The organism is Arthrobacter sp. FW305-BF8, assembly GCF_021789315.1.
Classification (GTDB): domain Bacteria; phylum Actinomycetota; class Actinomycetes; order Actinomycetales; family Micrococcaceae; genus Arthrobacter.
The window spans coordinates 381,156-404,889 of the sequence record NZ_CP084561.1 but is presented as its reverse complement, the minus strand read 5'-3'; the positions used below and the strand labels follow the sequence as shown (position 1 = coordinate 404,889).

Annotated in this window: 22 protein-coding genes; 7 read left to right on the top strand and 15 right to left on the bottom strand. The window is 67.2% G+C overall.

What is annotated here, in order from left to right; genetic code table 11:
• Positions 1–13 precede the first annotated feature (13 nt).
• The 7 genes from folP to dacB form a co-directional block, all read right to left on the bottom strand.
• Positions 14–934 (bottom strand): dihydropteroate synthase, encoded by a 921-nt coding sequence (gene folP, locus LFT45_RS01820; protein ID WP_190605657.1) that lies wholly within the window; start codon positions 932–934, stop codon positions 14–16.
• A 10-nt stretch (positions 935–944) separates the two neighbouring features.
• Positions 945–1,583 (bottom strand): GTP cyclohydrolase I FolE, encoded by a 639-nt coding sequence (gene folE, locus LFT45_RS01815; RefSeq protein WP_236806252.1) that lies wholly within the window; start codon positions 1,581–1,583, stop codon positions 945–947.
• Positions 1,584–1,593: 10 nt separating this feature from the next.
• On the bottom strand, positions 1,594–3,660 hold the full coding sequence (gene ftsH / locus LFT45_RS01810) for an ATP-dependent zinc metalloprotease FtsH (RefSeq protein WP_236806251.1): 2,067 nt from the start codon (positions 3,658–3,660) through the stop codon (positions 1,594–1,596).
• Between the two features lie 401 nt (positions 3,661–4,061).
• Positions 4,062–4,613 (bottom strand): hypoxanthine phosphoribosyltransferase, encoded by a 552-nt coding sequence (gene hpt / locus LFT45_RS01805; RefSeq protein ID WP_003799723.1) that lies wholly within the window; start codon positions 4,611–4,613, stop codon positions 4,062–4,064.
• A 44-nt stretch (positions 4,614–4,657) separates the two neighbouring features.
• Positions 4,658–5,692 (bottom strand): tRNA lysidine(34) synthetase TilS, encoded by a 1,035-nt coding sequence (tilS, locus tag LFT45_RS01800; protein WP_236806250.1) that lies wholly within the window; start codon positions 5,690–5,692, stop codon positions 4,658–4,660.
• Positions 5,693–5,866: 174 nt separating this feature from the next.
• The gene (locus tag LFT45_RS01795; protein WP_236806249.1) at positions 5,867–6,985 is read right to left on the bottom strand and encodes a zinc-dependent metalloprotease; all 1,119 of its coding nucleotides are present in this window, start codon (positions 6,983–6,985) and stop codon (positions 5,867–5,869) included.
• 91 nt (positions 6,986–7,076) lie between these two features.
• Complete coding sequence (gene dacB, locus LFT45_RS01790) at positions 7,077–8,594, bottom strand: D-alanyl-D-alanine carboxypeptidase/D-alanyl-D-alanine endopeptidase (protein WP_236806248.1); 1,518 nt, start codon at positions 8,592–8,594, stop codon at positions 7,077–7,079.
• Between the two features lie 154 nt (positions 8,595–8,748).
• Here dacB and LFT45_RS01785 point away from each other — a divergent pair, with 154 nt between their 5' ends.
• Both LFT45_RS01785 and LFT45_RS01780 read left to right on the top strand, forming a co-directional pair.
• A complete protein-coding gene (locus LFT45_RS01785) occupies positions 8,749–9,237 on the top strand; it encodes an inorganic diphosphatase (protein WP_003799714.1) in 489 nt (162 codons plus the stop codon).
• 158 nt (positions 9,238–9,395) lie between these two features.
• Positions 9,396–9,995 carry a hypothetical protein gene (locus LFT45_RS01780; protein WP_236806247.1) on the top strand — a complete coding sequence of 200 codons (600 nt, stop codon included), beginning with the start codon at positions 9,396–9,398 and terminating at the stop codon, positions 9,993–9,995.
• Positions 9,996–10,023: 28 nt separating this feature from the next.
• Here the strand turns inward: LFT45_RS01780 and LFT45_RS01775 are convergent, their stop codons facing one another.
• Together LFT45_RS01775 and serS are read right to left on the bottom strand one after the other, a co-directional pair.
• Positions 10,024–10,869 (bottom strand): HAD family hydrolase, encoded by an 846-nt coding sequence (locus LFT45_RS01775; RefSeq protein WP_236806246.1) that lies wholly within the window; start codon positions 10,867–10,869, stop codon positions 10,024–10,026.
• A gap of 124 nt (positions 10,870–10,993) precedes the next feature.
• Positions 10,994–12,274, bottom strand: a complete 1,281-nt coding sequence (gene serS, locus LFT45_RS01770; protein ID WP_236806245.1) for a serine--tRNA ligase — start codon at positions 12,272–12,274, stop codon at positions 10,994–10,996.
• A 55-nt stretch (positions 12,275–12,329) separates the two neighbouring features.
• Between serS and LFT45_RS01765 the strand changes: the two genes are divergently transcribed.
• Positions 12,330–13,406, top strand: a complete 1,077-nt coding sequence (locus LFT45_RS01765) for a diacylglycerol/lipid kinase family protein (protein ID WP_236806244.1) — start codon at positions 12,330–12,332, stop codon at positions 13,404–13,406.
• Between the two features lie 11 nt (positions 13,407–13,417).
• Here the strand turns inward: LFT45_RS01765 and LFT45_RS01760 are convergent, their stop codons facing one another.
• From LFT45_RS01760 to LFT45_RS01750, 3 genes are all read right to left on the bottom strand, one after another.
• Complete coding sequence (locus tag LFT45_RS01760) at positions 13,418–13,633, bottom strand: hypothetical protein (RefSeq protein WP_236806243.1); 216 nt, start codon at positions 13,631–13,633, stop codon at positions 13,418–13,420.
• A 92-nt stretch (positions 13,634–13,725) separates the two neighbouring features.
• Positions 13,726–14,703: a prephenate dehydratase gene (pheA, locus tag LFT45_RS01755; protein WP_236806242.1), complete on the bottom strand. Its 978-nt coding sequence runs from the start codon at positions 14,701–14,703 to the stop codon at positions 13,726–13,728.
• Between the two features lie 53 nt (positions 14,704–14,756).
• Positions 14,757–15,083 (bottom strand): rhodanese-like domain-containing protein, encoded by a 327-nt coding sequence (locus LFT45_RS01750; protein WP_111902188.1) that lies wholly within the window; start codon positions 15,081–15,083, stop codon positions 14,757–14,759.
• A gap of 122 nt (positions 15,084–15,205) precedes the next feature.
• On the opposite strand from LFT45_RS01750, the gene LFT45_RS01745 reads away from it, so the two are divergent.
• A complete protein-coding gene (locus tag LFT45_RS01745) occupies positions 15,206–16,651 on the top strand; it encodes an amidase (protein ID WP_236806241.1) in 1,446 nt (481 codons plus the stop codon).
• 42 nt (positions 16,652–16,693) lie between these two features.
• Positions 16,694–17,551, top strand: a complete 858-nt coding sequence (locus LFT45_RS01740) for a phosphotransferase (protein ID WP_236806240.1) — start codon at positions 16,694–16,696, stop codon at positions 17,549–17,551.
• Between the two features lie 26 nt (positions 17,552–17,577).
• Here the strand turns inward: LFT45_RS01740 and LFT45_RS01735 are convergent, their stop codons facing one another.
• Together LFT45_RS01735 and LFT45_RS01730 are read right to left on the bottom strand one after the other, a co-directional pair.
• A complete protein-coding gene (locus LFT45_RS01735; RefSeq protein WP_236806239.1) occupies positions 17,578–18,147 on the bottom strand; it encodes a DUF4190 domain-containing protein in 570 nt (189 codons plus the stop codon).
• A gap of 87 nt (positions 18,148–18,234) precedes the next feature.
• Positions 18,235–19,197 (bottom strand): NERD domain-containing protein, encoded by a 963-nt coding sequence (locus LFT45_RS01730; protein WP_236806238.1) that lies wholly within the window; start codon positions 19,195–19,197, stop codon positions 18,235–18,237.
• A gap of 396 nt (positions 19,198–19,593) precedes the next feature.
• On the opposite strand from LFT45_RS01730, the gene pgm reads away from it, so the two are divergent.
• A complete protein-coding gene (gene pgm, locus LFT45_RS01725; protein WP_236806237.1) occupies positions 19,594–21,255 on the top strand; it encodes a phosphoglucomutase (alpha-D-glucose-1,6-bisphosphate-dependent) in 1,662 nt (553 codons plus the stop codon).
• 218 nt (positions 21,256–21,473) lie between these two features.
• Here pgm and LFT45_RS01720 read toward each other — a convergent pair whose 3' ends face one another.
• Positions 21,474–22,079: a malonic semialdehyde reductase gene (locus LFT45_RS01720; protein WP_236806236.1), complete on the bottom strand. Its 606-nt coding sequence runs from the start codon at positions 22,077–22,079 to the stop codon at positions 21,474–21,476.
• Positions 22,080–22,355: 276 nt separating this feature from the next.
• On the opposite strand from LFT45_RS01720, the gene LFT45_RS01715 reads away from it, so the two are divergent.
• Positions 22,356–23,708, top strand: coding sequence for a uracil-xanthine permease family protein (locus tag LFT45_RS01715; protein WP_236806235.1), 1,353 nt, complete (start codon positions 22,356–22,358; stop codon positions 23,706–23,708).
• Positions 23,709–23,734 lie beyond the last annotated feature (26 nt).

The following is a 23,734-nucleotide window of genomic DNA, read 5'->3' as shown; positions in this document are numbered from 1 at the left end:
TCGGCCTTCCTGCTCAGCTGCCGTGGTCCGGGGAGGACATGCGGGCGGCGACCTTCACAGCGTCAAGGCTGGATCCGACGTCGTGCACGCGCACGGCCCACGCGCCACGGGCGGCGCTGATGGCAGTGATGGCGGCCGTGGCGGCGTCGCGCTCTTCCGGGAGAGCCGCCTTGCCGGCGACCGTCAGCAGGGTACCCAGGAAGCGCTTGCGGGACGCACCCACCAGCACCTTGTGGCCCATGGCATCGAGCCGGTCCAGGTTCCGCAGCAGTTCCCAGTTCTGCACGTCAGTTTTCGAGAACCCGATGCCCGGGTCCACGATGATCTGCTCGGGCAGGACGCCGGCCGCGTACAGCTTGTCGCGGACGCCGTTCAGTTCGGAGACGACGTCGTCCGCGACGTCGTCGTACTCCGTCAGGGACGTCATGGTCTTGGCGTCCCCACGGCGGTGGGTCAGGACATACGGCACCTTGGTCTTCGCCACGAGCTCGGCCATGCCGGGTTCGATGCTGAGGCCGGAGATGTCGTTGATGATCGCCGCTCCGGCATTCAGCGCGGCCTCGGCAGTGGAGACGTGGGTGGTGTCGATGCTGACCAGGGCGCCGGCCTTCACGAGGGCTGCGATGACAGGCACCACCCGCCGCTGCTCCTCCTCGGGGCTGACTTCCTCCGCGCCGGGGCGGGTGGATTCCCCGCCGACGTCGATGATGTCGGCTCCCGCGTAGAACATCCGGAGGCCCGCGGCGATGGCGGTGTCCGCCGTCGCGTGCTTGCCGCCGTCGCTGAACGAGTCCGGGGTGACGTTGAGGATGCCCATGACGAGCGTGCGGTCGGTGGGCAGGTCGTCGAACTTCGCTGCCGGCCGCGGTTTGCGCAGGATGGGCAGGGGTGAAGTTGCGGGTCCGGTTCCAGGTGCTGCAGCTAGGGAATCCATAGTCTGTTTTTTACCTTCCGAGTATGAGGCTCATGGCTTCGGCACGGGTGGCCGGGTCATGAAGTTGCCCGCGAACCGCGCTTGTGACGGTTTTGGCTCCGGGCTTGCGGATGCCGCGCATGGACATGCACATGTGTTCGCATTCCACCACCACAATGGCTCCGCGCGGCTTGAGGAATGTGACCAGCGCTTCGACGATCTGGGTGGTGAGGCGCTCCTGCACCTGCGGGCGGCGGGCGTAAATGTCCACCAAGCGTGCCAGCTTGCTCAGGCCCGTAACCCTGCCGTCGTGCGAGGGGATGTACCCCACATGCGCGACGCCGTGGAACGGAACCAGGTGGTGCTCGCAGGTGGAGTAGAACGGGATGTCCTTCACCAGCACGAGTTCCTCGTGGTCGAGGTCGAACGTGGTGCCGAGCACGCTGCCCGGGTCCTGATGCAGGCCGGCAAACACCTCGGCATAAGCCTTGGCCACGCGCTTGGGCGTGTCCTGCAGCCCGCCGCGGTCCGGGTCCTCGCCTATGGCCAGCAGGATTTCCCGCACGGCTGCTTCTATCCGGGGCTTGTCCACCTTGGGGTGGTGGCCCGATCCGCCCGCCGCCGAATGGTCGGCGGTGGCGGTGAGGTCGTCGTCGTCGAAGTGAGTCACACCAAAGAGCTTAGCCGCGGTGGCCGTCTGGTCCCGCTTCCGTTACTCCGCTCTGGAAGGAGGCATCCTCCGGAACTCCCTGGGGGTGCGGCGGAATCGCGTCCAGCGGTTCCTCGAGGCGGGCTTCCTTGGCTTCTTCCTGGGCCTCGCGTTCGGCACGTTCCTGCCGGGACTCCACAGGACCGGCAGTCTGCACCGGACGGGTTTCCTTGGACAGCCAGACCTCGCGGAAGTCGCGCTTGCGGATGTCGCGGAAGACGTCGGCGATTTCGGCCTGGTTCAGGGTTTCCCGTTCCAGGAGTTCCAGGGCCAGCCGGTCCAGGACGTCCCGGTTCTCGGTGAGGATGGCGTAGGCCTCGTCATGGGCCTGGTCGATCAGGCGGCGGACCTCCTCATCCACGATGTAGGCGATCTGGTCGGAGTAATTGCGCTCGTGGCTCGCGTCGCGGCCCAGGAACGGCTCGCCGCCGCCCTGGCCCAGGCGCACGGCACCCACCCGTTCGCTCATGCCGTACTGCGTGACCATCTGGCGGGCCGTGGAGGTGGCCTTTTCGATGTCATTCGAGGCGCCCGTGGACGGATCATGGAAGACGATTTCCTCGGCCACGCGGCCGCCCATGGCGTACGCCATCTGGTCCAGGAGCTCGTTGCGGGTGACGGAGTACTTGTCGTTTTCCGGGACCACCATGGTGTAGCCCAGGGCACGGCCGCGGGGCAGAATGGTGATCTTGGTGACCGGCGCAGAGTTGCGCAGCGCCGCGGCCACCAGGGCGTGGCCGCCTTCGTGGTACGCGGTGATCTTACGCTCGTGCTCCTTCATGACGCGGCTGCGCTTCTGCGGGCCGGCCATGACGCGGTCGATCGCTTCGTCCAGTGCGCGGTCGTCAATCAGGTTGGCGTTGGAGCGGGCGGTCAGCAGCGCAGCTTCGTTGAGCACGTTGGCCAGGTCTGCACCCGTGTAGCCGGGGGTCTTTTTGGCCACGGCCTTCAGGTCCACGGTGGAGGCCATGGGCTTGCCCTTGGCGTGGACCTGCAGGATCTGGTCGCGCCCGATCAGGTCCGGGGCTTCCACGGAGACCTGGCGGTCGAAGCGGCCAGGACGCAGCAGAGCCGGGTCCAGCACGTCGGGCCGGTTGGTGGCCGCGATCAGGATGACATTGGTCTTGACATCGAAGCCGTCCATCTCAACGAGAAGCTGGTTGAGGGTCTGCTCGCGTTCGTCGTTGCCGCCACCCACGCCGGCACCGCGGTGGCGGCCGACGGCGTCGATTTCGTCGACGAAGATGATGGCGGGCGAGTTGGACTTGGCCTGCTCGAAGAGGTCGCGGACGCGGGACGCACCAACACCGACGAACATTTCCACGAAGTCCGAGCCCGAGATGGAGAAGAACGGGACGCCGGCCTCGCCTGCGACGGCGCGGGCCAGCAGGGTCTTGCCGGTGCCCGGAGGGCCGTAGAGCAGCACGCCCTTGGGGATCTTGGCGCCGACAGCCTGGAACTTGGCTGGCTCCTGCAGGAACTCCTTAATTTCCTGCAGTTCCTCGACGGCTTCGTCTGCACCGGCGACGTCAGCGAAGGTCACCTGCGGCATGTCCTTGCTGACCATCTTGGCCTTGGACTTGCCGAACTGCATGACCTTGGAGCCGCCGCCCTGCATGCGGGACAGCAGGAACCAGAACAGGACGCCGAGCAGCAGCACCGGCACCAGCAGCGAGAAGAGTCCCGAGAGCCAGTTGCTCTCCACCGGCTGGTCCGTGTAGCCCTTGGAGGGGTTGGCAGCAGTCACGGCCTTGACGACGTCCGGGCCGCGGTCATTGACGAAGAAGAACTGGACGTTCTTGCCCTTGTCCTGGCCGTCGATGACGAGGTTGTCTTTCAGTACCAGGTCGACGCGGTTTTCGCCGTCGAAGATCTTGGCCTGTTCCACCTTGCCGCTCTGGGCGAGGAGCTCGAGGCCCGGCTGCGTGTCGATGCGCGTCGAGCCGCCCGGAGCCAACGTTGCAAAGGCCAGCAGGAGCATGCCGACCACCACAATGATCCAAATGCCCGGGCCCTTGAAGAAACTCTTAGCTTTCATCTGTTCGGGGGCTGGCCCCGTCCCTCCTGGTAGTGCTGCACGGCGCGAGGACTGCGCGCGTGTGGTGCTGCGTCGCTTCTAGCTATACACCGTCAGGAGTAATTCACGCACGGTGTAATACAAAAGTTCCCTCAGGGCGTAGTGGCTGGTGGGGGCGGGGATGCGCCCCCACCTGGCTGTGCCGCCACATTTCTGCACCGCTTTCAGGACTGCCCGGAAACCAGTCCCGCGGGATCGCCGGGCCAGGCTCCCGGTGGGAGTTAATCCGGGCCCGCGGACCCACGTTTCTGCACCTCTTTAAGCGGCTCGCGCCGCCGTCGAGCCCGTGGTTTCAGGGCTCAACGGCGGCGCGGTCAGCGAAAGCGGTGCAAAATGCGGAGCCGCGTTGTGCGGCAGGCGTTTTACTCGTAGACGTGCGGGGCCAGGGTGCCCACGAAGTCCAGGTTGCGGTACTTTTCGGCGTAGTCCAGGCCGTAGCCCACCACGAACTCGTTGGGGATGTCGTAGCCGACGTACTTGACGTCGATCTCCACCTTGGCGGCGGTCGGCTTGCGGAAGGCGGTGCAGATTTCCACCGACGCGGTGCCGCGGGATTCGAGGTTGGTCTTCAGCCAGGACAGCGTAAGGCCGGAGTCGATGATGTCCTCAACAATGAGCACGTCCTTGCCCATCAGGTCCGTGTCCAGGTCCTTGAGGATGCGCACCACGCCAGAGGACTGCGTGCCGGAACCGTAGGAGGAGACGGCCATCCAGTCCATGGAGATGTGGCTGTGCAGTGCTCGTGCAAGGTCCGCCATGACCATGACCGCGCCCTTGAGCACGCCCACGATGAGGATTTCACGGCCTTCGTAGTCCTTGTCGATCTGCGCCGCGAGCTCGGTGATGCGCTGCTGGATCTGTTCCTTGGTGTAGAGAACGTGCTTGAGGTCTGCCTGGACGTCGGATGAATCCACCAATTGCTCCTGTGTAGATGCGGGTGCGACTATTTGCGGGACGGTTAATGAAGCCGGAATACAAGCTTCCCACAGCGGGCGGCCTCGCGGGGAACGCCGTCCGCCCCGCCCTGCCCCTGGGCACGCTCGCGGTCCTGCAGCTCGGCCAGCGAGAGACGGTACACGCTGACCCCGCCGGGCAGTTCCACCGGACCTGCCGAGCCCTTCCGCCGCAGCAGTGCTTCCGCCGCCAAAAGGCGCTGATAGCTGGGCTGCTGGCCGCCGACGCCGGCAGCGGCCTTCGCGATCACCCGGAACCTGATGGCCGGGGCCAGTTCAGTCAGGGCAGCCTCCGGGAGGCTGGCGTCCGGGCCATCGTGCTCAACGAGCGAGGCGTAAGTGCTGTTGGCCACGTCCTCCAGATAGTCGGCATCCAGCTGCAGGATGGCAGCCGTGCGGGCCAGGGATTCTGCCACCCCCGGGCCGAGTTTTTCCTCCAGCACCGGCATGACCTCCACCCTGGTCCGCGAGCGGGCGAAGGCGGGATCGGCATTGCTGGGGTCAAGCCAGGCGTCCAGTTCCTCTGCGCGGCAAATTTCCAGGGTGTCTGCCCTGCGCAGGCCCAGGAACGGCCGGAGCAGCTTCCCCCGGACAGGCCGCATGCCGGCCAGGGACCGTGTGCCCGAGCCCCGGGCCAAGCCCAGCAGCACCTGCTCCGCCTGGTCGTCGAGGGTGTGCCCCAGCAGGATGGCGCCGGCTCCCCATTCCCCCGCCGCCGCGTCGAGTGCGGCGTGGCGGGCATCGCGGGCTGCGGCTTCCGGTCCGAAACCGGTGGAAGCGACGTCGACCGTGCGGATCTGCACCGGGTCCAGGCCGAGCTCCCGCAGGGTCTCAGCGGTTCTCGCGGCAACGTCGGAGGAACCGGCCTGCAGCTGGTGGTCCACCACCACCGCGCCCACGGCCACCGGCCGGCCATCCACATGGCCGCGCCGGGCGAAGTAGGCGGCCACAGCGGCCAGGGCCAGGGAGTCGGGGCCCCCGCTGCACGCCACCAGGACCCGTTCCGGGTAACCCGCTTCAGCCAGGGCAGTCTGCAGCATTTTCCGTGCCGTGCCGAGAACCGGAGCCAGCCGGCCTGGCCGCCGCCGTCCGCTGGGGATCGGTCCGCTGGGAGCAGGTCCGCTGGGAGCAGGTCCGCAGGGGATCGGTCCGCTGGGAGCAGGTCCGCAGGGGACGGGGGCGCCTGCAGTGTTGGGAAGGTGCTGCACGGAAACCTAGAAACCCATCCTGTCGAGCCAGATCCGGGCGTTGTGGATCTCCTCCTCGGTGGGGAGGTTCGCCGGAGCTTCCCAAACACGGTTGAAGCCGTCCATCCCGGCCACGTCCACCACAGCCCTGACGAACTTGGCGCCGTCGCTGTACTGCTTCATCTTGGCGTCAAGCCCGAGCAGGCTGCGGATGAACTTCTCGACGACGCCCCTGTCCTTGCCGCGGGCGTTGAACCGCTGCCGGATGGTCTTCACTGACGGGACGATGCTGGCGTCCACGGCGTCCATCACCACGTTGGCGTGGCCTTCGAGCAGGCTCATGACGGCCGTGAGGTGGGACAGCGAGGCCTTTTCCTCGGGGTCCTGCAGGAGATCGAGAATGGCGCCCCGGCCCGGAGTGGAACCCGAGCCGGCGCGGTCCTTGAGCGAGCGTGCTGCTGCTGTAGCGCGTTCCATCAGGGAGTCGACGTTGCCCAGCAGGTGCCCGCTGAGGTTGTCGATCTCGTTCAGCATGTGGTGCCGGAGCCATGGTGCCGCGGCGAACTGCACCCGGTGGGTCTGCTCGTGCAGGCACACCCAGAGCCGGAAGTCCGTGGGATCCACATTGAGCTCGCGCTCGACGGCGATGATGTTGGGCGCGACGAGCAGCAGGCGGCCTCCCGGCGGCGCCTGTGATCCTTCGGCGAGGGCGGCGAAGGGATCGTACTGGCCCAGGACCTTGCTGGAGAGGAATGCCAGCACAGCGCCGAGTTGGCTGCCGGTGATGGCGCCGCTGACGGTGGTGGCTCCGGGGCTGATGGTACCGCGGCGGCTCTCCAGCATCTTTTCGATGGCGGGCTTCAGCATCACCGCGAAGCTCTGGGTGTTGGCCTTCGCCCAGGAGGCACGGTCCACCACCAGGACTGATGAGTCACGGAGGTCGCGCGCAGCCTCCAGCCCGGTGATCTGGTGAACGTGCCGGACGGAGGCATCCGCCAACTCGCGCAGCTGGGAGACGGCGTCCCCGATCTCGGCGGCAGTCAGCGACGGACCCGGCGGAGCCAGCCGTGCTGCGGCGGACGCGGCAAGGTCCCAGTTAATGAGGGCCTGGGCCGGGGCGGATGACTGGCTTGCAGTGGACTCCATACGCTCCATCAGAACATATGCGCCCGTCAGCGCGCCTTAAGTTCGCTGACCGGCGAACCGGCACGGCGCTGCCCGGAAGCAGGTGCCAGCCCTAGCTGCAGCCGCAGCCTGCCAGTGCCGTGGCCGCCGCGTCCAGTGCCGGTTTGTTGCCCTTGGCTCCCGGCGTCAGGCCGTTGCCGATGAAGGAGAACACCAGGAGCCTGCCGTCGGCGTCCACCACGTACCCGCTCAGCGCGATCACCGTGTTCAGGGTTCCCGTTTTGGCCCGGACCAGGCCGGCGCCCTCGGCCGTGGACTCGTCGATATATCTGTCGCCGAGCGTCCCCGTCAGCCCCGCCACCGGAAACCCCGCCAGCGCTGCCCTGAGCCGGGTGTCCTTGCCGTTGGTGATGGCGCGCACCACTTCCGAGAACTGGCGGGCGGATACCTGGTTGGCGAGGGCCAGGCCGGAAACATCCGCGGCGACCATCCCCTCCGTGGGAATGCCCAGGCCGGAGAGCTGGGCCAGCACGGCGGCCTTGGCCGACTCGTTCGTCGCAGGCTGGCCACCCGCAAGCGCGGTCATGCGGCCAAGGGTTTCGGCGAGGTAGTTATCTGAGGTCTGGAGCATGAGGTCCACCTGCTGGTTGACCGTCGCGGACTGCACTTCGGCGAGGACTTTGGCCTCCGCCGTCGGCTTTCCGTCAACACGTACGACGGCGGGTGCCACCGTGAGGCCCGCGGCCGCACCGGCCGCTTTGAGGCCGGCGGCGAACGCCTCCCCCGCGGCGATGGCGGAGTCCTGGGGCCGGGGTGCCGTGGTGTCTGCCGGATCAAATCGTGCCGAATTCAGGGCGAGCGGAAACAGCGGGGCCGTCTCACCGGCAGCAACGTCATCCGCGCTCCAGGCCGGGTTCAGTGCCGGCCCGGTGAAGAGGGAATCATCCACAAGCACCTGAACCTGCCCCTTGAAGCCGCCCTTCCGCAGCGAGTCCACAGTCAGTTTGGCCAGCGTGCCGAGCCCGGCATGGCCCAGGACTTTGTCCGCGGCGGATTCGCCGGCCCCGAGCAGGACGTCGCCGCCGCCCACCAGCACCACGGACCTCGTGGCGGCAGCAGCCGACGTTGCCCCTGCAACCGGTTCGGCGACCACCTTTGTGCTGAACCGTTCCTCGGGGCCGATCCCCCGCAAAGCGGCCACGGCGGTGAGGAGCTTCATGTTGGAGGCCGGGATCCTGTTGGCGGCGCCTTCCCGGTCATAGAGGATCTTGCCGGTGGCGGCGTCCTGGACTACGGCCGTGAAGGAGCCGCCGCCGTCGGTCTTGAGGACGGGGTCCAGCCGGGCAGCAACATCTGCGGGAACCGGCACCGGCGCGGCGCTGCTGAGCGGATCGATCCCCTGCGGCACGGACAGGCGTTCCGGGACCAGCTGCCAAGCGGGGGTCTGGACAGGCTGGGCCATGGACCGGGCCGGACCGGTCAGCGCCGGCGCAATGAGCAGCCCGGCGGGAATGGCCAGCGCCAGAAGGAGCACGGTGATCAGGAGGGTGGGCCAGCTCCGGACCAGTTTGGAAAGTTTGCCTGTTGAAGGCCTGCCGCGGCCGCTCGCCGTGCCCCTGGTGCCGCTCATGCTGCTGGTCCTCAAAGTCCTGAAATTACCCCATTAGTTCCTGAAACCTGGGCCTCTCGCTATATCCTCAATAGTAGTCGGCGGCACCGACAGCCCATTTTTGGTTGATCATCGCGGGTGCCGCGAACACCAAGCAATCGTCGAGGAGCATTCCATGAAGCATGACGTGACCATCGAGATCCCCAAGGGATCGCGCGTCAAGTACGAAGTCGACCACGAGACCGGCCGAGTCCGCCTGGACCGTGTCCTCTTCACTTCCATGCAGTACCCCACCCACTACGGCTTCTTCGAGAACACCCTCGGCGAAGACGGCGACCCGCTGGACGCACTGGTGCTCCTGCAGGACTTCGATCTGCACCCGGGCGTCATCGTTGAGGCCCGTCCGATCGGCGTCTTCAACATGACCGACGACGGCGGCGGGGACGCCAAGGTCCTCTGCGTTCCGGCCGACCCGCGCTTCGACCACATCCAGGAAGTCAGCGACGTCAATGAATTCCTGATCAAGGAAATCGAGCACTTCTTCACCCGCTACAAGGACCTGGAGCCCGGCAAGTGGGTCAAGGCCGAAGGCTGGGCCGACCGCGCTGCTGCCGAAGCCGAACTTGAGGCTTCCATCAAGCGCTACGTGCCCGCAGCACACTAGTCCCCACCGCTCCCCTTTCGGAGTTCACGACGGCGGCTGGTGCGGTTCTCAACGAACCGCACCTGCCGCCGTCGTCCTTTAACAGCGCGTGAGATCCGTAACGTGCCGTCAGCTCCCGGCTTGCCTCGACGTGGCCACCGGGTAGTCTGATGTCCACCATGTTCACGCTGACTATCAATCAAACAGACAGCCGGCGCGACGGCGACCGGGTCCCGCATCTCCTTAAGGACCTACGGCATATCCCGGCGCGACTGGACTTTGACCGGTCCGTTGAGGACGAGGTGCAGGGCATCGTGGATTGCCCGCACCAGGCGGTGGATGCCGCCCTGATCGCACTCCGCTGCGGGACCTGGTATGTGGGGATCGGCGTGGGCCCGGTGAATGAGCCGCTGCCGAACCAGATCAAGGACGCCAGCGGGCACGGCCTCATCTACGCCCGCCGCGCCGTGGACCGCCTCCGCAACAGCAAAGAGCGCATCCCAGTGGCCGTGGAGGGTCCCCTGACGGACGTCGCGGCCGAATCCGAGTCGGTGCTCCGCCTCCTTGGCCACATAGTCCGGGACAGGAGCGAGGCAGAGTGGCGCGTGCTGGACCTGATGACCCCGGGGGTGCGCGGCCAGCAGAAGACCGTGGCCGCCGAGCTCGGCATTACCTCCCAGGCTGTCAGCAAGGCTGTGGCGAGGTCGCAGTGGAACGAGGAGCACGCGGCCCGGCCGGCAGCGGCCAGGCTCCTCTCGATGATCCTCGACGTGCGCTAGAGCCGCCTGTTACAACTAGGGCCGGTCCTTACAAAAGGCCCCGCAGCACGTGGGCGGCGCCGTCGTCGTATACCGACTTGGTGACCTCGTCCGCGGCGGCCACCACTTCTTCCGGAGCCTGTCCCATGGCCACGCCGCGGCCCGCCCAGGTGAGCATTTCGATGTCGTTGCGGCCATCGCCGATGGCAACCGTGGCGGCGGGATCGACGCCGAGGCGGCTGCGGAGGTTCTCCAGTGCACTGGCCTTGGTGACGCCGGCCGCGGCGATATCCAGCCACGCGGTCCAGCCGACCGAATAGGTCACGCCGGCGAGACCGATGTGTTCGATGGCTTCGTTGAACTCCTCCGGCGTGTTCTCCGCGCTGAAGACGACGACGCGGACGGCCGTGGCCTCGAGCATGGTCTGGAAGTCGACGCCGATGGCCTCAACGCCGAAGCTCGCGTCCTGGAAGCGCTCGGTGGAGAGGAAGTTCCCGTCCTCGTCCTCCAGCGCGTATTTCGCCGCCGGCAGGCGCTTGCGGAGGGCGCGGAGCGCCGGGCCGGGATCAAAGGTGGCCTTGTGGATGATGTCGTAGCCGTTGGGCAACCCTGGATCCAGGCGCAGCGTCACGCCGCCGTTGCAGCAGACGGCGTAACCGCGGTCCAGGCCGATCTGTTCGATGATCGGAAGCGTGGCGTTGAGCGACCGCCCGGTGGCGATCATGACCTCGTGCCCGGCCGCCACCACAGCCTGTGCGGCGTCGCGGACCGGGGCGGACATGTGGCCGTCGTGGTCCACGAGGGTGCCGTCCACGTCCAGGGCGATCATGAGTTTCTGTTGTGCTTCTGGCCGGTCTTCGGTGCCAGCGGCTGAGAATTCAGTCAATGTAGTCATGCTTCCTAGTAGAGCAGACGCCCCTGACACCAGCTAGGACGCAGCGCACAGCAGCGCGTGAACAGCGGGTAAATACCCACAGGTTGTCCCCGGTGTGAGTATTTACCCGCAGCCAAGCTTGTGCCTAAAGAACGGGGAGCACCTCGAGGTCGCCGAGGTACTTCTGCAGGGCCGCCGGCACGTTGACCGAGCCGTCGGCGTTCTGGTGGTGTTCCAGGAGTGCGACGATCCAGCGCGTGGTTGCCAGCGTGCCGTTGAGCGTGGCCACGGCACGGGTGCCCTTGGGGCTGCCGTCCTCGGCGAACACGCGCTCACGGATGTTCAGGCGGCGCGCCTGGAAAGTGGTGCAGTTGGACGTGGACGTCAGCTCGCGGTACGCGCCCTGGGTCGGGACCCAGGCTTCGCAGTCGAACTTGCGGGCTGCGGACATGCCGAGGTCGCCGGCGGCGGTGTCGATAACACGGTAGGGCAGCTCGCACTTGGCCAGCATCTGCTCTTCCCAGGCCAGCAGGCGCTCATGTTCAGCCGCGGCCTCTTCCGCCGTGGTGTAGATGAACATCTCCACCTTGTTGAACTGATGGACGCGGATGATCCCGCGGGTGTCCTTGCCGTGCGAACCGGCCTCGCGGCGGTAGCAGGAGCTTTGGCCGGCGAAGCGGATGGGGCCGGCGGAGAGGTCCAGGATCTCGTCCGCGTGGTACCCGGCGAGGGGCACCTCCGAGGTACCCACCAGGTAAAGGTCGTCCTCGGCGAGACGGTAGATCTCGGCGTCGTGCTTTACGTCGAACCCGGTGCCCTGCATGGTCTCGGGCCGGACGAGCGTGGGGGTGATCATAGGGATGAAGCCGGCCTCGATGGCCTGTTCCATGGCCATCTGCAGCAAGGCCATTTCGAGCCGGGCGCCCACCCCGCGGAGGAAGTAGAAGCGTGCCCCGGAGACCTTCGCGCCGCGCTCCATGTCGATCGCGCCGATCAGCTCGCCGATTTCGAGGTGGTCGCGGGGCTCGAAATCGGGGAATTCGCGCGGCGTGCCCACGGTCTTGACCACAACGTAGTCGTCCTCGCCACCTGCCGGCACGCCGTCTTCAATGAGGTTGGGGATGGTGCGCAGCAGCTCTTCCTGCTTGGCCTGCGCTGCGTCCGCTTCAGCCGAGGCAGCCTTCACCGCTCCCGCAAGTTCGCGGACCTCGGCGAGCAGCGCCTGCTTTTCCTCGCCCTTGGCCTGCGCCACTTTCTTGCCGAACACGTTCTGTTCGGCGCGGAGGTTCTCAAAGCTGATCAGTGCTGTGCGGCGCGCGGCGTCTGCGTCGATGATCGCGTCCACCAGGGTCTCGTCCGCACCGCGGGCGCGCTGGCTGGCGCGGAACTTGTCCGGGTTTTCGCTGAGGTCTTTTACGTCGATCACCAGACAAGGGTATCGAATCCGCAGGACACTCCGGGCGGGATAGTGTTGGAGCACCATGAGCGACCTGCTTCTTTACGTCCTGATCGCTGCAGCGCTGGCCTTCGCCGTCTCCAGCTGGTGGGGCGTGCGCAGGCTGAAGGCGCTGCACATCCGCAGCGCGGTGCGGGAGGCGGCCCACGAACACGGCCTGGAACGCCAGCGCGTCGCCGTCATCCTCAACCCCATCAAAGCCAAGGCAGATGAAGCCCGCGCCACCATCCAGCGCGCCTGCCTGACTGCCGGCTGGGAGGAGCCGCGGTTCTTCGAAACGACTGTAGAGGACCCGGGCCACTCGCAGGTCCGGGCGGCCCTGGAGTACGGGGCCGACGTCGTTCTGGTGGGCGGCGGCGACGGTACAGTGCGCGTGGCGGCTGAGGCCCTTGCGCATACCGGGGTGGCCATGGGCCTGATCCCCCTCGGCACCGGCAACCTGCTGGCCCGCAACGTGGACCTGAACGTCTACGACCTGTACGGCAATATCCAGACGGCGCTCTTCGGCCACCAGCGGTTCATCGACACGGCGCGGATGGAGATCGAGAACTCGCTCACCGGCCACTCCTCAAGCCACTCGTTCCTCGTCATGGCCGGAATCGGCATGGACGCAGAGGTTGTGGGCGACACGAATGATGGCCTCAAGCGCGCCGTCGGCTGGCTTGCCTACACAGAAGCAGGCGTGCGCCATCTTCCCGGGCGCAGGAAGAAGGTCGCCATCTCGCTGGATGACCAGCCTGACCAGTCGAGGAAGATCCGCAGCGTCCTTTTTGCCAATTGCGGCCTGGTGCCGGGCGGCATCGACTTCATCCCGCAGGCCATGATCGACGACGGGATGCTGGACGTGGTGGTCATGAGCCCCCGGAGCGCCGTGGGCTGGCTGGCGATGTACGCCAAGATCCTGTTCAAGCACAAGCGGCATCTGCCCGTCATGAGCATGTACCGTTCCGGCAAGGTGGTCATCAGGTGCCCGGAGCCCATGCCCACCCAGCTCGACGGCGACACGTCGGGGGACGCCACGAAGGTGACGGTTCAGGTGGAGCCGAGGTCGCTGCTGGTCCGGGTGAGGGAAGAAACCGCGCGCCTGGGAACGCGCGCCTAGGCTGCCTGCCCCTAGGCTGACTGCGCGGTGCCGGCGTGCTTGGCGGACTCGGCAGCGGCCTTAGCGGCTGCCCGGGCCTCGGACTGTTCGCGGATCATGGCCTGCTCCTCTTCGAAGCGCAGGCGGTCCGCACGGTCGGCCTCATCCCCGTCCCAGTCCTGGTTATCACCTGTGGGCTTCGGGTTGACGATCATTCCCTGGCCGTCATTGTCATTCTTGTCCGACATGACCCGCTCCTTTCGCTGGGGCCATCCCTTTGTTGATCATGCAAGCATACGCACAGCAACATTTGCAGGGAAGTGCCCCGAAGGGCATTTATCTACGCTGACGGCGAAGCTTCCACCGGCAATTCTGAGCCCGGGGATTCGCCGCCGAGTATCCCCTTGACCCACGCATGCGCAGCCCGGAATGCGTCATCGGACGTGTGCTCGGGCACTACGGGCGCCTGCGCATCGGCACGGCCGTAGGAACCGAGGAACCGCGTGGCGGGGCTGATGCGGTGCAGGCCGGCGAGGGCGTCCGCCAACCGGGCATCGCCGACGTGCCCATCGGCGTCGATGCTGAAGAAGTAGTGCCCCAGGTACTGCCCGGTGGGCCGGGATTCGATGCGGCTCAGGTTAACCCCGCGGGTGGCGAACTGGTCCAGGATTTCCATCAGCGCGCCCGGCCGGTCCTCGGGAAGGGGCACCACGACCGTTGTCTTGTCCGCGCCGGTCCGCGCCGGCAGGACGCCCGGACGGCTCACCAGGATGAACCGGGTCACCGCGCCCGGATTGTCGCCGATGTTCTCGGCCAGCACCTGCAGGCTTGGTTGCTCAGCGGCCACTATGGGCGCGCAGATCGCGGCGTCGTAGTGCGCGTTCTCCTCCAGCAGGCCCATCGCAGCAGCGGCTGTTGAGGAACCCGGGACGTATTCTGCGCCGGGAATATGCTGGTCCACCCACAGCCGGCACTGCGCCCACGCGTGCCCGTGCGTGGAGATCCGGCGGATCCGGGAAAGTTCGACGCCGGGCCTCGCCACCAGCACAAAACTGATAGGCACGAGGGCCTCACGGATGATCCGCAGTTCCTGTCCGGAGGCAATGGCGTCCAAGGTGGCCGTGACGCCGCCCTCCACCGAGTTCTCGATGGGCACCATCGCAGCATCGGCCGATCCGTCCCGCACCCGGTCCAGCGCCGCGTTCACGTTGGAGGAGGGGATGCGCACGGCTTCGGCCGCATCCGGAACCTGCAGGAGCGCCGCCTCCGTAAAAGTGCCCTCAGGTCCGAGGAAGGTATAGGTGCGGCGGGCGGGCATGGGTATTCCTTTGCGGGTATGGACGGGCGTTGCGCAGGTGACGGCGGGCCGGTCTACAGAACCACGGGCTTAAGGCCGTTGTCGGACACCAGCGGCTTGCCGGATTCCAGCCACTGGTCCATCCCGCCGGCGACGTTGACCGCCGTATACCCCTGGCCCACCAGCCACTGGGCTGCCCGGAAGGAACGCCCGCCGGTCCGGCAGATGACGTACAAGTCCTCGTCCGGGTCGAGGTCGTCCAGCTTGCCGGGTAGCTGGTCCAGGGGGATGTGCAGGGCGCCCTCGGCGTGCCCGGCTGCCCATTCGTAGTCCTCCCGCACGTCCAGGATGGTGGCGTCCGCGGGGACGTCCTTCACGGTGACGGTATCGAAGTCGCTCATGGGAGTCCTCTCCTTGGCCTCAAGCTCTTGACTCCAGCGTATCGCCAGCACAGCACCCCGTACCCCTCGGCCGGCACAGGTTACGCTGGTCCGAAGCCCGCGAGCCGCCGCAAAGGAGCACAGTGTCCGCCCCACACCGCCTCGCTGACATCCACCGCCTGCCGGCGGTGCAGCTGAGCGCAGCACTGCGTTCCGGAGAGCTCTCCGCCCGCGAAGTCACGGCGCATTTCCTGGCGCGGATCGAGGAATCGAACCCGAGGCTGGGGGCCTTCATCACCGTCACCGGGCCGAGGGCGATGGCCGAGGCCGCTGCCGCCGATCTGTTCGCCCGGCGGCACCCGGACCAGCCGCTCCCGGCGCTTCACGGGATGCCGGTCGCCTTCAAGGACCTCACCGATGTTGCCGGCGTGGTCACCACCCACGGCAGCGCAGCGCTGGACCGCCGTCCGGCACCGGTCGACGGCGCCCTCGCCGCAGCCCTCAGGGGCGCAGGTGCCATCTCCGTCGGCAAGACGCAGGTACCAGAATTCGGGCTGACGGCCTACAGCGAAAACCGCATTGCACCGCCGTCGCGCAATCCCTTTGCCCTGAGCAGGAGCTCGGGCGGTTCCTCCGGCGGCAGCGCCGCTGCCGTGGCGGCGGGACTGGTGCCGTTCGCCCCCGGTACAGACGGCGGCGGATCGATCCGGATCCCCGCGGCGGCATGCGGCCTGCTGGGCCTGAAACCCGGCCGGGGCGTGGTCCCGGCGGGCGAAAGCAGCGGCGACCCTGCCGGCCTCGTGGTGGCCGGGCCGCTGGCACGCTCTGCGGCCGACGCCGCACTGCTGCTGGATGTGCTGGCATCCAACGGCCCGGGCAGGCCGGACGACGCGAGCTACCTGGACGTTGTAGGCCGCGCGCCTGCTCCGCTGCGGATCGGAGTCAGCCTGGACAGCCCATGGGCCGGGATTTTTCCGTTCACCCCGGATCCGGAGGCACTGGACGCGCTGGACGCCGGCGTCCGGCTGCTCACCGGCGCCGGGCACGACGTCGTCGAGGCTGAGATCCGGTACGACAACCGTTACCCCGACGCGTTCACCACCGCCTGGACGGCAGGAGTGGGTGCGGCCCGGATCGCGCCGCACCGCGAGGTCCTGCTGACGCCGCTGACGCGCACCTTCCGGCGGCGCGCGCAGCAGCGTAGCGCCGCCAAGCTCAACGAATGCCTGGCGTTCCTGCGGCAATTCGAGCGCGACACCTTGGCGCAGTACTCAGCCTGGGACCTGATCCTGACGCCTGCACTGGCCCAGACGCCGCGCCCGGTGGGCTGGTTCACCGGGACGGGCCACGGGGACGGCCGGTGGCCGGCGTCGGAATGGGCGGGCGACGCCGACGGCGACTACCGCAGGCAGTGCGAGTTCGCGCCATGGTCGTCCATGGTCAATGTATGCGGCCTTCCGGCCATCAGTGTCCCCGTGCACTGGACCGGAGGCGGCCCGCGAACAGGGCTGCCGATGGGCATCCAGCTGATCGGCCGGCCCGGCTCGGAGGCGCTGCTCCTGCAGGTGGCAGCCCAGCTAGGGTTCTGAGCGCATCCCCGGGCTTCCATCGCCCAGGCGTACGCTTGCCGGGTGGATCCCAGAACGCGCCTCCCTGTCGAGAACCGCATCTACATCCCTGCTCCAGGCGAGGAGACCGACGTCGAACTCCTGCCGGCAGGCGACGTCACCAATGGCGTGGTGCGGGTTGGCGGGACGGTGCGCCGCCCGCACCAGCTGCAAAGCCACGCCGTGGCGGACTACCTGGACTGGCTGGAGGACGCCGGCTTCGAGGGCTCCCCCAGATTCCTCGGCCGGGACAGCGCGGGCCGTGATGTGCTCACATTCCTTCCGGGCACATGTGCCGGCGCCGTGCCTGAACAGTGGGCGCAGTCCGAGGATCTGTTGCGCTCCGTGACCCGCCTGCTGCGCCGGCTGCACGCGGCGTCCGCGGGATATACCCCGGCCAGGCATCCATTCCCGCCGCGGCCGGTCCGGCAGGATCCGGGCAGGCTGGTCTGCCACCTCGATGTGACCCCCCAGAACGTTGTGGTCCGCGGGGGCCTCGCCACAGGACTCATCGACTTCGACCTCGCAGGACCGAGCACCGCACTTAAGGATTCCTTCAACACTGCCATGCACTGGGTTCCGTTGCGGGATCCGGCTGATGCCTGGGCCGGCTGGGAAACGGCGGATCCCTTCCGGCGGCTCAGGATTTTCGCTGACGCCTACGGCTGGACACTGGAAGAACGACGGCGGCTTCCGCAGTTCGGAGCGGAGGCCGCGGCGCTCTCGCTCGAACGCATGGAGCATAACGCCCGGAACCTCGGAGGAGGCTGGGCACGCATGTGGCGCGGCGGAGTTGGCGAAGTGATCAGCCGACGCCGGCAGTGGCTCGAGGACAACGAGGCCAGCCTGACGGCAGCGCTGACGGACCTGGGCTTCAGGTAGTCCTGGACGTCACATAGTGCTGGGCTTCAGATCGTGCTGGACGTGCTCGCGACGCTCGCCAGGATGGCCAGCCCCACAATCGCGAGGACCGTCAGGGCGAGGCCGAGATACCCCATCACCAGGCCCGCAATGGCGAAGCCGCGGCCTGAGGGTTCCCGTCCCAGCGCCATGTGGCCCAGGATAACGGCGGCCAGCTGCGGCAGGATGAACACCCCGAAGCCCAGGTAGACGGCGATGCCGCAGCACAGGCTGGCAATGCTGAGGCCCTTCGGCTGGGGCGCTGCACCGTAGTACGACGGCTGGCCGTACGGGCTGGAGTACTGCTGATTGTATTGCTGGCCATATTGTTGCCCGTACTGCTGGCCGTACTGCTGACTGTAGGGGCTCGCCGGCTGTCCGTAGGCACCGCCGGCGCCAGCGTCGCCGTGCTGCCCGCCGAACTGCTGGCCGCCGAACTGCTGGCCTGGCGGGGTATACAGCGGCGGATCGTACAACGGCGGGGCCGGAATGTCCGAACCCTGTTGTTGACCGTACTGCGGTTGCTGGTGGGTGTCCGGTTTCGGCTCGTCGCCGGTTCCGGGACGCTGCTCTGTCATGGAAATCCCCTCATTCTGTCCTCAACAGAACATTACCGCCGTCCCCGGCGGTTTACGCCGGGGATCTGATCCGGGCGCTGGGTGGCCCTACTTGGGGAGCAGCTCCCACAACAGCCACAGGGGCGGCGCCAGCAGTGCCGCTGAAACGAGACCCGCGACGAGCGAGCGTCCCACCACCCGCAGCACGGTACCCGGCCGGCGATCCCGGCCATACCGGTAGCGCGGTGGAGCCGGACGCTTGTGGGCCGGACGCCGGAGCGCTGCCCTGGACGTGTTCGCGTCATCCGCTCCCTGGGTGCCCGTACGGCCTGCGCCGCTGCCCGTGGCTGGGCGGTACGCAGGGTTTCGGACGGTGCCGGCTTCCGGCACCTGAGGACGGGTGAGGAGTTGCCCGAGTTGTGCGTAGAGCAACAGGGCCGAAGGTGCATCCAGCACATCCGGCAGGCCGGTTATGGCGGCCGTCATGCAGTCGATCCCCCGCACCTCGATGCCTGCACCGGTGGTGCCCTGCAGCTCCGGCTGGGCTGTCAGGCAGATCAGGGAGCGGACCAGCCTCCGCCACGGCGGAGGCAGGTCCGCGGCCACCGCGGCTGCCTGCGCCAGCGCCGTCTCCACCGCGGGGAACCGGTCATGACCGTTCTGGCGGAGTGCGCCGTCCACGACGTCGACGTGGCCGGACCAGCTCTTGGCGCTGACCACCACCACACCGCCGGGTCCCACCAGCACCTGCTCCAGCCGCGCCAACGGGCGGCCTGGCCAATGGACATCGTGCAGCACGAACCAGCCGTAAGGCCCCAGTTCGGCAAGCCTTTCGGCCACCAGATGGCTGCTTTGCTCCGCACCCATGGCGCCCGCGCTAACAGGGCCGGAACCAACAGGGCCGGAACCAACAGGGACCACTCCGGCTTTGCTTGCTCCAGCCTGGCGGGCGGGGCCGAAGCCCGTGCCCTCAGCCGGGCCCCCGCCGCCGGGGGCGAGGTCGCGCTTCAGCCGCGCAATCCGTTCGGAGGCAAGCCTCGTCCGTTCGAATGCTGCATCTCCAGCCCCCATTGTTCACCTCTGCATTGCTCGCTCGTCTTCCCAATGACCGGCCCAATTCCACCGGACACCCGGCCGTAAATTTTCCCGGCCCAAAAGCCGGCAAAATTTCCGGCCCCGGCGGGCGGAATTACCCTCCCGCGGATGGCACGGCTGAAATTCAGCCACAGGCAGCCGGGACGTTTCCGCTGGTCCGGACGCCCGGCGTCGTTCATCACACCGGGTGTTCCTGCCGTTTGAACGTAACAGCCCCACAGGGGCGGGTATATAAGTACTTTTCCGGCACTACTCAGTTTTTTGTTCCGGATAAATGCAAGTAGTCCGGAAAATTTGCGACATTCTGCGTCACAGGGGCCGGATTCCGGACACTCCGTGTTGCCCTTCGCCGTCGTCTGGCATGCTGGTGCCATGGCTAGCCGAGCGGGCACAGTTGCCCAACCCCAAGACCTTGTCGACCTGACCGCACTGCTCGACGCGTACTACGACGTCAAGCCTGACCTGGGGGATCCCGGCCAGCGCGTGGCCTTCGGAACCTCCGGGCACCGCGGATCAAGCCTGAAAGCGTCCTTCAACGAGGCGCACATCGTGGCGATCACCCAGGCGATCGTGGAGTACCGCGCCGGACAGGGCATCACTGGCCCGCTGTTCCTGGCCAAAGACACCCACGCGCTGAGCGAACCGGCCCAGAACTCCGCCCTTGAGGTGCTGGCCGCAAACGGCGTGAACGTCCTCATCGACGCGCGGCACGGCTACACCCCCACCCCGGCCCTGAGCCACGCCATCCTCACGTACAACAACAACGCCCCCGCGGGAGCACCGCAGGCTGACGGCATTGTTGTCACCCCCAGCCACAACCCGCCGGCCGACGGCGGCTTCAAGTACAACCCGCCGCACGGCGGCCCCGCCGACACCGACGCGACGGGCTGGATCGCCAACCGCGCCAACGAACTGCTGGAGAACGGGCTCCGCGGCGTGAAGCGGATTCCGCTGGCCCAGGCCCTCGAGGCCGAAACCACCGGGAAGTTCGATTTCCTCAGCAGCTATGTGGACGATCTGCCGTCCGTCCTGAACCTGGACGCCATCCGCGACGCAGGCGTCCGGATCGGGGCCGACCCCATGGGCGGCGCGTCCGTGGATTACTGGGGTGAGATCGGCGAACGCCACCAGCTGAACCTCACGGTGGTCAACCCCACGGTGGACCCGCAGTGGGCCTTCATGACCCTGGACTGGGACGAGAAGATCCGGATGGACTGCTCTTCGCCGTCGGCCATGGCATCCCTCATCAACCGGATGTCTGTTGGTGCGGACGGGACCGCCGCCTACGACGTCGCCACCGGGAATGACGCCGACGCCGACCGGCACGGCATCGTTACCCCTGACGGCGGACTGATGAACCCCAACCACTACCTCGCGGTGGCCATCGACTACCTGTACCGCAACCGCAGTGGCTGGAACCCGAACTCCGTTGTGGGCAAGACCCTCGTGTCCTCCTCGATCATCGACCGCGTGGCGGGCGGCCTGGGCCGCAAGCTCGTGGAGGTGCCCGTGGGCTTCAAGTGGTTTGTCCCCGGCCTGCTTTCCGGTGAAGGTGCATTCGGCGGCGAGGAGTCCGCCGGCGCTTCCTTCAACAAGCGCGACGGCAGCGTCTGGACCACGGACAAGGACGGCATCCTGCTGGCGCTGCTGGCCTCGGAGATCACCGCCGTCACCGGAAAGTCGCCGTCGCAGCTCTACAAGGGCCTCACGGACCAGTTCGGCGCCCCGGTGTATGCACGGATCGACGCCGCCGCGACGCGGGACCAGAAGGCGGCGCTGGGCAAGCTGTCGCCGTCGGACGTCACAGCGACGGAACTGGCAGGCGAGGCCATCACGGCAAAACTGACCGAGGCGCCGGGCAACGGCGCGTCCATCGGCGGACTGAAGGTGGTCACCGAGAACGCGTGGTTCGCGGCCCGCCCCTCCGGCACCGAGGACGTCTACAAGATCTACGCCGAGTCCTTCAAGGGCGCCGACCACCTCAAGCAGGTCCAGGCCGAGGCCAAGGCGCTGGTGGACGGAGTCATTTCCTAGGAATTTACCGGGTTCCCAGGGACAAGAAAGCGCCGGATGGCTGTTGGCCATCCGGCGCTTTCCTATGCTCAAGAAGTCCAAACAGGACTACCATTGGAAGTGGCCCGGATGCATGCCTTGCAGTTTTAAACTGCAGAAATACTGTCCAGAATGCCTCCGGAATGTCCCCCATATTGCCGGAGGCATTCCGTGTCCGGAGGCTGTCCGCAACCCGGCCCTTAGACCGTGCGGACCACGTCCTCGTAGGCGAACTTGGGCTTCGCTTCACCCCAGGCCTCGGGGCCGGGCTGGCCAATGTTCACCACCAGGAAGCTCTTCTGGTCGCCTGCCGGGAAGAACTCCGCGTCGATCGCGGAGAAGTCAGCGCCGGTCATCGGGCCGGCGGCGAAGCCCAGCGAGCGGACGGCCAGGATGAAGTAACCGGCCTGCAGGTGGGCGTTGTTGTTGCCCGTGGCGGTGGCCAGGTCCGGTGCGGCGTCGTACATGGCCTTGGGGGCGTTGTAGCCGGGGAGGAAGTTGTCCCACTGCTCCTGCCAGGCGGTGTCGTAGCTGAGGATCGCCACCAGTGGTGCGGAGGCCGTCTTGGCCCGGTTCCCGGAGGACAGCGTGGCCACGAGCTTCGCGCGGGCTTCCTCCGAGCGCACGTAGGTGACGCGCAGCGGCTGGGAGTTGAAGGCCGTGGGGCCGAACTTGGTCAGTTCGTAGATGGCGCGGGCCTGTTGCTCGCTAACCTCGCCGGTGAATGCGTTGGCGGTGCGGGCTTCGGCAAAGATTGCATCCACGGCGGCGGAATCGATCACTGCTTCTTCGTGGGCGATTGTCATTCGCGCCCCTTTCACTAGGCCGACATCCCTGGCGGGCGGCGTCGGGCAGTCCTGGTTGCTTTCGTTGGGTTCAACCGACTTCGGAGGCGCGCTCTTCCCGGAACGGGCAAATCAGCGGCGTGACGTTCCGCACACCGCGGCGTCCCTTTGCTGGCTGCACAGTGCCGCAGCGGCTGTTGGCCGGAAGCCCTCTCATGCCCGCGTCCGTCGGGGTATTCTTGCTCCTGAAGATCCAGCCCGGCGAGCGGGCAAACTCCCCTCCGAAAGGCCCCGCCAATGAGCATGCTCGGAATCAAATGGAAGCTGCACGGCAATGGCAAAGCCGTACGTCCGGGCGAGGTGGTGGCTCCCGGCGAACGGCTCGCGTGGCCCATCACCATCGGCGTGGGCATGCAGCACGTTGTGGCCATGTTCGGCGCCACCTTCCTGGTGCCCATCATCACCGGAATGCCGCCGGCCACCACGCTCTTCTTCTCCGGCATCGGCACACTCCTGTTCCTCGTGATCACCCAGGGCCGCGTTCCCAGCTACCTTGGCTCGAGCTTTGCGTTCATCGCGCCCATCACGGCGTCCCAGCAGCAGTTCGGAGTGCCCGGGGCGCTGGGCGGCGTGGTGCTGGCCGGCGCCGGCCTCGCCGTGATCGGCGCGATCGTGCAGAAGTTCGGCGCAGGCTGGATCAACAGGCTGATGCCGCCGATTGTCACCGGCGCCATCGTGGCCCTGATCGGGCTAAACCTGGCCCCTGCCGCCAAGAACAACTTCGACGCCGCCCCCGTGACCGCGCTGATTACGCTGGCCACCATTATCGTGGTGAGCGTCTTGTTCCGCGGGATCATCGGCCGCCTCAGCATCCTGGTGGGCGTGCTGGTGGGCTACCTGGTGGCCATGCTCCGCGGCGAGGTGAGCTACGACAAAATGGACGCCGCCGCCTGGGTAGGACTCCCGCACTTCCAGACGCCCGAGTTCCACATCGGCGTGCTGGGCCTGTTCGTGCCGGTGGTCCTGGTGCTGGTGGCAGAGAACATCGGCCATGTGAAGTCGGTGTCCGCCATGACCGGCCAGAACCTGGACGGCGTCTCCGGCCGGGCCCTGATGGCAGACGGCGCCGCCACGGTGCTGGCCGGCTTCGGCGGCGGTTCGGGCACCACCACGTACGCGGAAAACATCGGCGTCATGGCGGCCACGAAGGTCTACTCCACCGCCGCCTACTGGGTAGCCGGCATCTTCGCCATCCTGCTGAGCTTTTCGCCGAAGTTCGGCGAACTGATCGCCACTGTCCCGCCCGGCGTACTGGGCGGCGCCGCCACCATGCTGTACGGCATGATCGGCATCCTCGGCGTGAAGATCTGGGTCCAGAACAAGGTGAACTTTTCGAACCCGGTCAACCTGACCACGGCCGCAGTTTCCCTCATCATCGGCATCGCGGACTACACCTGGGCCGTGGGTGACCTGAAGTTCACGGGCATCGCGCTCGGATCCGCCGCGGCTCTGGTGATCTACCACGGCATGAAGGCCATCGCGAAGGCACGCGGCACCGCTGCCGAGCCCGAGACCGAGCAGCAGGGCCTGCCACCAGCCGCCAAGGCAGCCATCAACGCCGCAGCAAAGAGGCAGCCCAAGAAGCGGTAAACGCTTCCCTGACTGCCTCCGAAAAC